Annotated in this window: 12 protein-coding genes; 8 read left to right on the top strand and 4 right to left on the bottom strand. The window is 65.4% G+C overall.

The window, feature by feature from the left end:
- Positions 1–3: 3 nt before the first annotated feature.
- The 3 genes from NDN01_RS24715 to NDN01_RS24705 all read right to left on the bottom strand — a co-directional run bounded on the left by NDN01_RS24715 (position 4) and on the right by NDN01_RS24705 (position 2,764).
- Complete coding sequence (locus tag NDN01_RS24715) at positions 4–732, bottom strand: hypothetical protein (protein ID WP_272624871.1); 729 nt, start codon at positions 730–732, stop codon at positions 4–6.
- Between the two features lie 68 nt (positions 733–800).
- A complete protein-coding gene (locus tag NDN01_RS24710) occupies positions 801–1,880 on the bottom strand; it encodes an AI-2E family transporter (protein WP_272624870.1) in 1,080 nt (359 codons plus the stop codon).
- Positions 1,881–1,951: 71 nt separating this feature from the next.
- On the bottom strand, positions 1,952–2,764 hold the full coding sequence (locus NDN01_RS24705) for a YciC family protein (protein WP_272624869.1): 813 nt from the start codon (positions 2,762–2,764) through the stop codon (positions 1,952–1,954).
- Positions 2,765–2,938: 174 nt separating this feature from the next.
- On the opposite strand from NDN01_RS24705, the gene NDN01_RS24700 reads away from it, so the two are divergent.
- The 8 genes from NDN01_RS24700 (at position 2,939) to NDN01_RS24665 (ending at position 11,105) form a co-directional block, all read left to right on the top strand.
- Positions 2,939–3,643 (top strand): DUF4129 domain-containing protein, encoded by a 705-nt coding sequence (locus NDN01_RS24700; RefSeq protein WP_272624868.1) that lies wholly within the window; start codon positions 2,939–2,941, stop codon positions 3,641–3,643.
- On the top strand, positions 3,640–4,851 hold the full coding sequence (locus tag NDN01_RS24695; protein WP_272624867.1) for a DUF4350 domain-containing protein: 1,212 nt from the start codon (positions 3,640–3,642) through the stop codon (positions 4,849–4,851). The genes NDN01_RS24700 and NDN01_RS24695 overlap by 4 nt, the downstream gene beginning before the upstream one ends.
- Positions 4,833–5,801, top strand: coding sequence for an AAA family ATPase (locus tag NDN01_RS24690; RefSeq protein WP_443025268.1), 969 nt, complete (start codon positions 4,833–4,835; stop codon positions 5,799–5,801). Before NDN01_RS24695 ends, NDN01_RS24690 begins: the two co-directional genes overlap by 19 nt.
- On the top strand, positions 5,798–7,108 hold the full coding sequence (locus tag NDN01_RS24685; RefSeq protein WP_272624865.1) for a DUF58 domain-containing protein: 1,311 nt from the start codon (positions 5,798–5,800) through the stop codon (positions 7,106–7,108). Before NDN01_RS24690 ends, NDN01_RS24685 begins: the two co-directional genes overlap by 4 nt.
- On the top strand, positions 7,105–8,142 hold the full coding sequence (locus tag NDN01_RS24680; protein WP_272624864.1) for a stage II sporulation protein M: 1,038 nt from the start codon (positions 7,105–7,107) through the stop codon (positions 8,140–8,142). Before NDN01_RS24685 ends, NDN01_RS24680 begins: the two co-directional genes overlap by 4 nt.
- Positions 8,142–9,014, top strand: a complete 873-nt coding sequence (locus tag NDN01_RS24675; RefSeq protein WP_272624863.1) for an RDD family protein — start codon at positions 8,142–8,144, stop codon at positions 9,012–9,014. Before NDN01_RS24680 ends, NDN01_RS24675 begins: the two co-directional genes overlap by 1 nt.
- Positions 9,015–9,087: 73 nt before the next feature.
- Positions 9,088–10,317 carry an acetyl-CoA acetyltransferase gene (locus tag NDN01_RS24670; RefSeq protein ID WP_272624862.1) on the top strand — a complete coding sequence of 410 codons (1,230 nt, stop codon included), beginning with the start codon at positions 9,088–9,090 and terminating at the stop codon, positions 10,315–10,317.
- Positions 10,314–11,105, top strand: coding sequence for a DUF1295 domain-containing protein (locus tag NDN01_RS24665; RefSeq protein WP_272624861.1), 792 nt, complete (start codon positions 10,314–10,316; stop codon positions 11,103–11,105). Before NDN01_RS24670 ends, NDN01_RS24665 begins: the two co-directional genes overlap by 4 nt.
- Positions 11,106–11,132: 27 nt before the next feature.
- Here the strand turns inward: NDN01_RS24665 and NDN01_RS24660 are convergent, their stop codons facing one another.
- The gene (locus NDN01_RS24660) at positions 11,133–12,593 is read right to left on the bottom strand and encodes a carotenoid oxygenase family protein (protein ID WP_272624860.1); all 1,461 of its coding nucleotides are present in this window, start codon (positions 12,591–12,593) and stop codon (positions 11,133–11,135) included.
- Positions 12,594–12,617 lie beyond the last annotated feature (24 nt).

Below are 12,617 nucleotides of genomic sequence, written 5' to 3'. Positions count from 1 at the left end.
CGACTATTCAGGCTGGATCAGGCCCACCGCGACCTGATGGGTTTCCTCGTCCAAGACATCGGCAAAATAGGCGGCGTTGCGAGGCAACCGGAGTGCGCGCTCGCGATATTTGGTCGCCACGATGTCGCTCATCTTCAACGCTCGATTCAGGATGCTGTCCGGCTTGTCCGCGGTCGCGTAGATCAGCGTGAAATTATCGGGCAGGTAAAAATCGCCATGAATTGGCCGACGGCGATGGTTGAAGTCGGCAAGGTTCGGATAGTCGGCATCGACGATGAGCGCATAACGATGACCGGCATCGTATCGCGGATTGGATAGCGCGACATCAATGAAGCGCCGCCACCCACAAAGCTCGGCCTTGCCCGCCGTCCGGCCGAAGAAGAGGACCGCCACCGGCGCGATGACGTTGCTGCCGTCGGTCGCCACCACTGAGACCCCGGTGACGTTCATGATTCCGCCAAAGCCGGGCTTGCTGTTGGTGTCCACCGCCCAGACCTGATGATAGAGCCGAAGCGTCTCGTTCGGATCGACGGTGAAGTCGGAGGATTTCCCGAACATCGTTTCATGGATGAATTTGCGCCGACCAGTTCCTTCATAGAAGGTGGTCTCGGTTATGCCGCGAGCGCTGACAGGCTTGCTGTCCCGCATTACCCTGATCTTCAGGCGTTGCGCCTCCTGATCCCAGATGCCTTCGAGCGAATCCCCCGCATCAGCCTCGATCAGGATCTGCATCTTTCGGGGCTTGCGCTCATTCGACATCGTCGACCACGAATCCAGTTCGGGCCCGGGCCGTCATCACATCATGTCGCCGGGGACGCATCGTCTTGCTCCTGTTCCGGCTGTTCGAGAAACTCGCGCCACAGCATGACCAGCACTGCCATCGTCGCGGGGCCGATGAACAGGCCGAGCAACCCCAAGGTCTCGACGCCGCCGAGGATGCCGATCAGCACCCACAAAAAAGGCAGCCGGGTCGCGCCGCCGATCAGGACGGGCCGGATGAAATGATCGGCGATGCCGACCACGACCAGCCCGATCACCATCACCGCCACCGCACCGCCGACCGATCCGAGGCCGACCAGCAAGGCACCGGCAATCGCGAAGACCAGCGCCGCGCCGAACGGGATCATCGCCGCCACCGCGGTCACCGCGCCGAGCAGCAAGGGGTGCGGCACGCCGAGGGTGATATAGACCAGGGTCATCACCGCCCCCTCCCCGATGCCGACCAGCACTAGCCCGTCGATCGTCCCGCGGATCGAGCGTAGCGCCTGGACGCCCACCCGTTCCCCGGTCGGACCGAACAGGCGGTCCCCGGCCCGACGGAGCTGCGCGATGATCGAATCCCGGTCGCGCAAAAGGAAGAACAGGGTCAGCAGGGTGAAGGCGAAAACGACCAGCCGGTGCAGCACGTTGCTGCCGATCAGGCGCGTATCGGCGACATCGCGGAGATGGTGGAACTGGTTGACCGCGCCTTCCGGGGTGGCGAGGTTGGCCTGCCACCAGGTCGTGAGCATCTCGCGGCCGACCGGCACCTTGGCCACCCAGCCGGGCAATGGCAGGCCATTCGCCTGTGCCTGGGTGATCCAGATCGAAACGTCATGCGCCTCCCGCGCGGCCTGGGTGATGCCGGCGGCTACTGGCACCAGTACGACCAACGCGACCAGCAGCGCGATCGTCGCAGCCGTCCAGGTCCGGCCGGCCGGACCTGGCCATCGCTCGCGCAGCCGCATGTGCACCGGATCGATCGCGACCGCGATCACCACCGCCCAGGCAAGCGATGGCAAAAAAGTCCAGGCAATCCAAAGCCCAAGCAATCCGAGCAGACCGGCAAGGGCGAGTCTGGCGATGAAAGTCGCGCGCGGCGCTGCGTCAGGCTGTTCCATGGCCATGGGATAGGGTCCGTAGGTGCCGCCCGCAACGGCCATGGCCCATGGCCCGACCCGCCGCGATCAACTCAGGCGAAGATCTCGGTCAGCGCCTCGGTCGCGGGTCCATCCTTCCAGTCGCGCAGTTCAATATAGAGCGAGGTCTGGATAGTCGCGACGATGGCGGTGACGATGGTCGAGAGCACCGCGCTCACCAGGAGGAAGCCGATCGGAAACCCCTGCTGCGCGACGGCGGCGAGTCCGTTCAGACCATATATGCTGAGCATGAGAACGCCGATCACGGCCGAGAATATCCAGTAGATCACGACCATGATGAGCCCGAGACCAAGGACTTTCCAGCGCGCGCCCTTGGTCAGATAGCTGCTCCGGCCGAAAGAGCCGAGGATGCCCGTCTTCTCCTCCACCAATGCCGGCGCGGCAACCGCCCACATGAGATAGAGGATGACGCCCGGCACGATCAGCAGGAGGAAACCGAAGCCGACGCCGATGGCCAGCAGCAGGCCAAGCACGAACAGCGGCACGATCACCCGCAGGCCCGTCATCGCCGACTCAGCGAAACTGGCCTCGCGCCCTTCGCTATGGGCCGCGGTGGCGCGTACCAGGGCACCCTGTGCCAGCATGACGAACGCGATGCTCAACACGGAGACGACGGCCGCGATGGTATAATAAAGGACCGGCGTGATCACGCCCGTCGCCAGATTCTGCGGCACATAGCCCAGGCGCTGGCTAACCAGGTTGATGACAACCCCGGGCAGCGCGCTGAACACCAGCGAGATTCCGAAGACCGTGACCGGATTACTGCCCATCGTTCCGAACGCCCGGCTGAATATCCGGCCGATCGAAACGGAACGATCGCTTGCGCCATTGATGCTCGTCGCCATGGTTTTCCCCTTGACCGTCAGTCGCGCGCCCGGCGCCCTGCCATCGATCAGAGTGACGATGGCGTTTCAGGCTGTAAAGTCAGAAGTAACAATCATTCCGGTGCAATATCCGCAATTGCACCGCTGCCGACATTGTCTAGGCTTGGTACGGGCTGATTGTGATCGGGGGAAGATGTGAGCGGGGGTAACACGCAGCAGGCGGCAACCGCCGCCGAGCGCTTCGCCGCCGGCCATGACGCGCTGAAAGCGGACCCGTCAGTCCAGTTTTCGCTCACGCCCGCGCCGCCACCGCCGCAGCCGCCGGCGTGGCTGCGGCACCTGGGCGAGTGGCTGGTGGAGGTGTTGCGTCCCGTCGGGCGGTTCTTCCAATGGATCAGCAGCTTCATGCCGGACGCGCTCTATGCCCGCATCTTCCTGTGGAGCGTGATCGCGGTGGCGGCTGCTGCCTTGTTATGGATGGTGTATCAGCGAATCCGCCACGGCGAGTGGCGCCTGCCGCGTCTCCGGCGGAGAACCAGCATCTCAGTTGACATGCCCGAGGAAGCCTGGGCGCCCGAAGCGGCCCCGGCCCGCGCCTGGCTGAACGAGGCCGATGCGCTGGCGGCGCAAGGCCGTTACGCTGAGGCTGTCCATCATCTGCTGTTCCGGTCGATCGAGGATATCGCACGCCGCCGGCCACGTCTCGTCCGGCCAGCTCTCACCAGTCGCGAGCTTGCCGCGACCGACGCCATCCCGCCATCGGCCCGCGATCTGTTCGCCGGCATCGCGCGCCTGGTGGAGAAGAGCCTGTTCGGCGGCCGGCCGGTCGCACCGGAGGATTGGGAAACGGCCCGGTCCGCCTATTCGGATTTCGCCCTGCCCGGAACCTGGCGCGCATGAGCGACATCGCCATCGGATCAAGGGGCGCGGATGGCGCGTTCAGCGCGCGCACGGTCATATTGATTCTCGCGATCGGTATCCTGGGCTTTATCGGCACGCTGGTGCTCGGCGCCTATGCTCCCGACCTGCGATCCGGACGTAACGGTGGCGGCCATGCCCTTTCGACCGCCGCGACCGGCTTCAGCGGGCTTGTTCGACTGGCGGAGGCGACCGGACGCCACCCCCAGGTGGCACGCGATGTCCATCGCCTGGATACCGAAGATCTCGTGGTGCTGACGCCCGAGTCCGGTACAACCAATCTCTTCCCCATACTCAGCCAGCGATCGGCGAAGGTGACACTCGTCGTCCTGCCGAAATGGCTGACGGTAGGAGATCCGGAACGGACCGGCTGGGTCCATTACAAGGGTCTGAAGCCGTCTTCCGATCCCGGGGGTGTCCTCGCGCCCAAGGAAGAGATCGAGGTCGCTCGCCACCGGAGCGCGGGCGTGCCGCTTGTCACGTCGCCCGAGCTCCCGCGAACCATTCGCTTCACGGCGCCGCGACCGCTTCAAACGATTTCGGGCACCGGTCTCACGCCGCTGATCACCGACCCGCAGGGCCGCATCGTGCTCGCCAAGCTGACTGACCGCCCGCTCTATGTCCTCGCCGATCCTGACCTGCTGTCGAACATCGGGATGGCTGACGCGCGTCAGGCCGCTTCAGCGCTTGATCTGCTCGACTGGCTGAACTCGAACGAGGCGACATCGATCTATTTCGACGTCACGCTGAACGGCTTCGGCCGCTCGCCAAGCCCGCTCAAGCTTGCCTTCGACCCGCCCTTCCTTGCGATGACCCTGGCGATTGCCATCGCCGTTTTCCTCGCGGCCTGGCAGGGCGCGGTGCGCTTCGGATCGCCGCGTCGGCGCGCGCGCGCGATCGCCTTCGGCAAGGTCGCGCTGATCGACAACGCCGCCGCGCTGGTCCGAAAAGCCGGCCGATATGCCATGCTCGGCAATCGTTATGCCGACATGACCCGGGAGCGGGCCAGCACGATCTTCGGCGCCCCGGCGCATCTGCGGGACGGCGCCCTCGACTCGCACCTCGACGGGCTTGGGCGCCAGCCACGCTTCAGCGACCTGGCCCAGGCCGCGCGGGACGCACGCGACCAGCATTCAGTGCTTTCCGCAGCGCAGGCGCTGCATCAATGGTTATGGGAGAAGAACAGGTGACGACTGACGAGGTGCGCGCGCTCGCGGAAGCGATACGGGTCGAGATCGGCAAGGCGGTAGTCGGGCAGGAAGCCAGCGTCGACCTGATGCTCGTCGCCCTGTTCTCCGGCGGCCACATCCTGCTGGAGGGCCCTCCCGGTACTGCCAAGACCCTGCTTGCACGCAGCTTCGCCGAGGTGATCGGGCTCGATTTCGGACGGATTCAATTCACGCCCGATCTCATGCCGGGCGATATCATCGGCGCGAACCTGTTCAATTTCCAAACATCGACCTTCACCCTTACCCGCGGGCCGATCTTCACCGACCTGCTGCTCGCCGACGAAATCAATCGCGCACCACCCAAGACCCAGGCCGCCCTGCTCGAAGCGATGCAGGAACGCACCGTGACGATCGACGGCGAAAGCCTGGCGCTCGGCAACCGTTTCATGGTCGTCGCGACGCAGAACCCGATCGAACAGCAGGGCGTCTATCCGCTGCCCGAAGCGCAGCTCGATCGTTTCCTGTTCAAGCAGGCGGTCGATTATCCTTCAGCCGAGGAGGAGCGCCGCATCGTGGCACGGCACGGCGCGCACCCGGCAATGACGCCGGCCGACTGGGACGTGGAAAAACGCGCGGACGCGGCGAAGATCGACGCGGCCCTCACGGCGGTTGCGGGCATAAGGCTGGTCGACGAGGTGATCGACTATATCACCGCCCTGATCCGCGCGACGCGCGATGTGGCCGACCTGGAAAGCGGCGCAAGCCCGCGCGCCGGCGCCATGCTGGCGGGCGCGGCGCGCGCGCGGGCGGCGATCGATGGACGTGATTTCGTGCTTCCGGACGATGTGAAGGCCCTGGCTCCGGCCTTGCTGCGCCACCGCCTCATCCTGTCGCCGGCGGCCGAGATCGACGGGCGATCGATCGAGGATGTCCTGCTCGGCATCATCGAGGCCATCGAGGCGCCCCGTTGATCTATCCGACGCGCGCGGCGGTCGTGGCGGCGGCGGCGGGTGCGCCCGTCGCGCTGCTGATCGCCGTCCTTCTGCCGTCGCGCTGGTATGCAGGGCTTGCGTGGCCGGTCGCGGTGCTGATCCTTACCCTGATCGACGCCTTTTCCGGCGCGCGCAGGGGCAGCGCGCGGCTTGAAGCTATCCCCAGTGTCTGCGTCGGCGCGACAGTGGATGCGACAATCAGTGTCGTGCTTGGCGACGGCACGCCGCCCCCATCCGCCGAGATCGCGGTCGCCACCGGCCCGCTGCTTGCCGTCGAAGACGATGGGCGGCTGCGGATAGCACTGAAGAACGGACGCGGCGCGGCGCTACTGCCCCTGACGGCGGTACGGCGCGGGCTGGGCCGGATAGACCGGCTGTGGCTGCGCTGGCGCGGGCCCTTCGGCCTGGCCTGGAAGCAGCGCGAGATGCCGCTGGACGCGAGCTTCCCGATCATCCCCGATATCCGCCCGGTGCGCGAGCGCGGCGCCCAGATTTTCCAGCGGCACGCCCTGCAAGGTCTGATCGCGCAGATCGATCGCGGCGACGGCGCCGATTTCGACGCGCTGGTCGAATTCCGGTCGGGCATGGACAGGCGGGCGATCGACTGGAAGCAATCGGCGCGGCACGTGAAACTGCACGCCAAGGAATACCGGACTGAGCGCAATAACCAGATCGTCTTCGCAGTCGATGCAGGGCGCCAGATGACAGAGCCGGTCGCGGGCCTGCCCCGCGTCGACCGTGCCGTTTCGGCGATGCTGCTGACGGCATGGGTGGCGCTCAAGCTGGGTGACCGGATCGCGCTCCATTCCTTCGATTCGCGCCCGCGCATCGCCAGCGGCCTGATCTCCGGGACGACCTCCTTCGCTGAGCTCCAGCGGCTTGCCGCCGGCATCGATTATAGCGGCGAGGAAACCAACTATACCTTCGCCCTGACCACGCTCGCGACCCAGCTCAACCGGCGATCGATGATCGTCCTCTTCACCGAGTTCACCGACCTTACCACCGCCGAGTTCCTGGTCCGCGCCGCCGCGCGGATCGTGAAGACCCATTTGCTGCTGATCGTCGTGCTGCGCGAAGAGGAAGCCGAGGCGATCGCCGACAGCGCACCGCAAAGCGCCGATGACGTGACCCGCGCGGTGACCGCGGCGGCGCTGCTCAAGGACCGCCGGATCGTCATGACGCGGTTGCGGCATCTCGGGGTGCATCTGATCGAGAGCGAGCACGACAAGGTCAGCGAGCGGCTCGTCGAAGGCTATATCGATCTCAAGCGGAGGAACCTGTTGTGACCTCGCCAGGCACCACCCGCAAGCAGGGCCGGTCATCGGCCTTTGTCGATGCGCAGCCAGTGCTGGTCAATGCCAGCCGTTTCCGCAAGGTGCATTCAGCGGACTGGGAACGGCTCGACCAGCTTGTAACCCGGTGCGAGAAGCGGTCGGTGCGGGCGCTGTCCGACGACGACCTGCTTGCCCTGCCCCTGCTCTATCGCTCGGCATTGTCGACCCTGTCGGTGGCGCGGGAAACATCGCTCGACCGGTCGCTGGTCGCCTATCTCGAGCAACTCTGCGCCCGCGCCTATTTCCAGATCTACGGCGTGCCGACCTCGGCGCTGCGCCAGCTTGCCCATTTCTTCGCCCATGGCTGGCCGGACGCCGTGAAATCCCTGTGGCGGGAAACGCTCGTTGCGCTGTTGCTGACCGTGGCGGGCGCGGTGGTCGGCTATCTGCTGGTCGTCAGCGATCCGACCTGGTTCTACGGCATTGTCGGCGACGGCATGGCGAACGGGCGCGATCCGACCGCTTCGGCGGCAGCGTTGAAGGCGACGCTCTACGACAGCAAGGAGGAGTTGCTCGCGACCTTCGCCACCTTCCTGTTCACGCACAATGCCCAGATCGCGATCTTCTCCTTCGCCCTGGGTTTCGCCTTTGCGGTGCCGACAGCGATGCTGATCATCTATAACGGCCTGATGCTCGGGGCGATGATGGCAGTGTTCGCGTCGAAAGGACTCGGTTTCGAATTCGCCGGCTGGCTGACAATCCACGGCACGACCGAGATGTTCGCGATCATCCTGTCCGGCGCGGCCGGTTTCCGCGTCGGCACCGCCATCGCCTTTCCCGGCCGCCTCGCGCGCGGCGACTCCGTCGTCAACGCCGGACGTGCCGGCGCGGTCGCCATGGGTGGCGCGGTGGTCATGCTGGCGATCGCCGGCCTGCTGGAGGGCATCGGCCGCCAGACGGTAACCGGAGATACCACCCGCTATGCGATCGGGCTCGCCATGCTCGCGGGCTGGCTCGTCTATTTCTATCTGCCGAGGCGCACCTGATGCGCTGGCCTTTCCGCAAGGGGCCACGCCTCCCCAAATCGCTCCGCCGCAATTTCGTGACGCCGGAGGGCGTCGACCTGCAGCTCGAGCTGGGCGGCGCCGGCGTACGCGGCGCGGCGTTCATGCTGGATGCCGTCGCGATCCTGATCGTGCTGGTCGCGACGACGATCGTTATCGCCCTGCTATTCACCGCCATCAAGTCGAGCGCGCTCGCCATCCTTTGGATGATCGGCTTCTTCATCCTGCGCAACGGCTGGTTCGCGCTCTTCGAAATGGGCGGCCGGGGCGCCACGCCGGGCAAGCGGCTGATGGGCCTGCGCGTGGTGGCACGTGACGGGGCACGGTTGACCGGCGGCGCCGTGCTGGCGCGCAACGCCATGCGCGAGATCGAGGTATTTCTGCCGATGTCCTTCCTGGCGATACAATCGGCGCAGGGCCAGGCGGACGGGTTCCTTGTCCTGTTCGCGCTCAGCTGGAGCGGGATCTTCCTGTTCTTCCCGCTGTTCAATCGCGATCGGCTCCGGGTCGGAGACCTGATCGCGGGAACCTGGGTCGTACGCACGACCAGCGGTACGCTTGGTGATGATCTGGGCGGAGAAATCTCGCGGCAGCGCCGTAGTTTCAGCGAGGCAGCACTCAGCCTGTACGGTATCTACGAGCTCCAGACGCTGGAAGACGTGCTCCGGGGCGGGCGCGACGACGCGATCGCGACCGTGGCGACGACGATCCGGCGCAAGGCGGACATCCCCGACGATGGCGACGATTACCGGTTCCTGTCGGACTATTACGCGGCGTTGTGCGCCAGGCTGGAACGGGGCCTGATGGTCGGCCAGCGCCGCGCGGACAAATTCGGGAGCGCCCGCACGCGATAATCGCCAGCACCGGCAAATTGCCATTCCCCTGCAAACGCGCAACACTCGGGCGCGAGAGCCGGGGAGAAGATGTTTGGCCTATATATTGGGCGGCTGGCAAAGCGACTTCGCGCGCAACTGGAGCCGCGAGGGCATCGATATCGCCGATGCCTTTAGCGAATCGGTCCGGCACGGGCTCGAAGCAGCAGCGCTCGACGCCGACGAGATCGAAACCGGCCATGTTGGCAATTTTACCGCCGAACTCTTCGCCGGGCAGGGCCTGCTGGGCGGGTTCTTCGGGCTGGTCGATCCGGCGTGGGATGGATTGCCGACCGCACGGCACGAAGCTGCCTGCGCCTCGGGCAGCGTCGCGTTGCTTGCGGCGACGGCCGAGATCGAAGCGGGACGATATGATCTCGCCTGCGTCGTCGGAATCGAGCAGATGCGCAACGTGCCCGGACGGACAGCCGCGCAGCATCTCGGCGCGGCGGCGTGGAACGGGCATGAATTCGCCGATGCCGACTTCGTCTGGCCGCGTGCCTTTTCCGACCTCGCCGAGGAATATGACCGGCGGCATGGCCTGAAATACGAACATCTGATGCGCATCGCCGAAATCAATTTCGGCAATGCCAGGCGCAATCCGAATGCCCAGACGCGCAACCATGTCTTCACGCCCGCGCACTTCACGGCTGACGACGAAACCAACCCTGTGGTCGAGGGCCGCACGCGGAAAATGGATTGCGGGCAGGTGACGGACGGCGCGGCGGTGGTGTTCCTCGCCTCACCGGAACGCGCCGCCGATTATGCCCGCAAGCGCGGCGTGCCGCTGGAAAGCCTGGCACGCATAACTGGCTGGGGCCACCGGTCGGCGCCGATTTCCTACGCAGCGAAAGTGCGGGCGAGCGAAGGCGAGCCCTATGTCTTCCCGCAGGTCCGCCGGGCGATCCTCGACGCACGGGCGCGGGCCGGGGTGAAGGACATCGCGGCGATCGATGCGGTCGAGACACATGACTGCTTCACCGCGACCGAATATATGGCAATCGACCATCTCGGCCTGACCGCACCGGGTGAATCGTGGCGCGCGATCGAGGACGGATCGATCGAGCTTGGCGGGCGGATGCCGGTGAATCCCTCGGGCGGGTTGATCGGCCTCGGCCATCCGGTCGGGGCCACGGGGGTTCGGATGCTGCTCGATGCGTCGAAACAGGTGACAGGTGCGGCAGGCGACTATCAGGTCGACGGAGCGAAGCGGGTGCAGACACTCAATATCGGCGGATCGACCACCACGACCGTAAGCTTCATCGTCGAGCACGCCGCTGCATGAACGCGATCGTCCTGCTCGCCACCAACGCGGCCCTGCTGGTCACGCTGTTCGTCCTGCTCTGGCTGGTCTGCCTGAAGACGCGGGACGTGACGCCGATCGACAGCGTCTGGGCACTCGGCATGGTGTTCCTCGCGGCGGCGAGCTTCCTCCACACCGGCGGCGATCCGACGCGCAAGGCATTGCTGCTCGGCCTGTGCGCCCTGTGGGGCGTTCGGCTGGGCCTTTACCTCCTCTGGCGCTGGCGCCGCCATGGACCGGACCGCCGCTATGGCAAGATGTTCGCGATGGTCGAGGAGGCCAAGGGCTGGGGGTTCGCCCGCGCCTCGCTCTTGCTGGTGTTCGCGACGCAGGCGCCGCTGCTGTTCATCGTCTGCCTGCCGGTGCAGCTTGGGCAGATTGACGCCGGGCCGCCGGTCGGCCTGCTGGGCATGGCCGGTGCAAGCTTCGCGATCGGCGGAATCCTGTTCGAGAGCGTCGGCGACTGGCAACTGGTTCGCTTCCGCGGTGATCCGGCCAATGCCGGCAAGGTGCTGGCGACGGGGCTTTGGCGCTATACGCGGCATCCCAATTATTTCGGCGACGCGCTGACGTGGTGGGGCCTCTACCTGATCGCCGCCGAAAGCTGGTCAGGGATCTGGGCCTTGCCCGGGCCGGTGTTGCTGACGTGGACCCTGATGCGATGGTCAGGCGTACCGACGATCGAGGGGCGGCTGAAACGCAAAAGGGCCGGCTATCAGGATTATGTGCGACGGACGTCGGGGTTCGTCCCGTGGTGGCCGAAGGGGTGATTGCCTTCTCCCGGCTGAACAGGAAAATTATGCCCGCAACGCCGCTCGCTCAGCCCAATGCGCGTGGGTACCGCTACAAATTTTGTGCGGCAGCGCGATGCGGCAGATCGGGCCATCTTCAAACCGTTTGCAATCAATCAGCACGCACTCGGACGTGCCGCGATTCTCGTCGATGACGAAGCTCACCAGATAGCCATCATCCTCATCGATCGCGTTACTGCGCGGCGCAAACGGGGCCTCGCTGGCATAGCGACCGTCCTCCAGCATCACCTCCCAGGATTGTCCCGTCTCAAGGTCATGCTTGACGAAACCGTTGAACAGGAACCAGCCGGGCCTCGACGTGGTCGAATAGATATACCGATGTTTTCGACCCGCCACGCGCTGGTTGATCATGCCGAATTCGAGGATGCGATCGTCAAGCCGTTCCTCGCGCGTCGAACCGTCAGCCAGGTTGAAACGCCAGCGGTGGAGCTTCGGGCGGAAACTGTGTTCGTCGACATAGGCCATGAGATGCCCGTAGCCGTCCGCATTCTCCAGCGGGGCGGGCGTCGGATTCTCCTGGAAATAACCGTCCATCACCACCTCGTCGCCCTCCTCATAAGCGTTGAGGAAATGGAGGACATAGGTGGGCGCCGCCTCGAACCAGCGTATCTCGTCCGGTCCGCCATGGCGCGGGATCAGCGCGAAGCGAGCAGGCACGCCCTCGTGCAACCGCGCGGCGTGGATGTCGCGCTTGAGCAACTCGGCATCCCAGAACACCGGCAGGTCGTTCACGATCGACCAGTTTTCCGAAAAGGTCATGTCGTGCGGCAGGCGCGGGCCCGGCAACGGCACCGGGATATAATGGGTCAGCCGCCCGTCGCGATCGACCACGCCATAATGCATGAAGGGTGCGTGCTTCGAGTAATTGAAGAACATCAGCTCACCGGTGCGATCGTCCACCTTGGGATGCGCCGAGATACCGTCGAGCGGTACCCAGGGCGCCATGCCGTGCTGCTCGAGCGTCTCCGGATCGAGCACATAGCCTTCGCCGCACTGATAGAAGGTCGAGATCGCCTTTCCGGCATGGACGATGATGTCGGTGCTGCTGCTGTCCTTGAGCGATCCATGCGCACCGAAGCCGGGGCGCAGCGACGTGCCCGCACGATCGGCCAGCCCACCCCAGAGCGACCCGCCCTCTTCCTGCTCGGCCTGAAAGCAGCGGGTGCGCACGAAACGGTTGCGATAGGAGGCGGTGCCGTTGCGGAAATCGATCTGGTGGATCATCCCGTCGCCATCGAAGGGATGATAGCGGCCAAGCGGCTGGTGAAGCTGGTTCTCGGTATTGCGCAGATAGACGCCGTCGATGTCGGTCGGGATCACGCCCTCGATCACCTCCAGATCGACCGCCGTCACTTCCTCATGCAGCGGCGTCCAGGCACCGTTGAGATAGGGGTGGTTGCTCGGGCGCAGCGAACCCTTCACGGGCGCGCGGTCGATGATCTGCATGACGGTTCCTCTCCACGGCACCTG

This window comes from Sphingomonas sp. QA11 (assembly GCF_028473665.1).
GTDB lineage: Bacteria > Pseudomonadota > Alphaproteobacteria > Sphingomonadales > Sphingomonadaceae > Sphingomonas > Sphingomonas phytovorans.
This window is presented reverse-complemented; position numbering and strand designations above follow the sequence as displayed.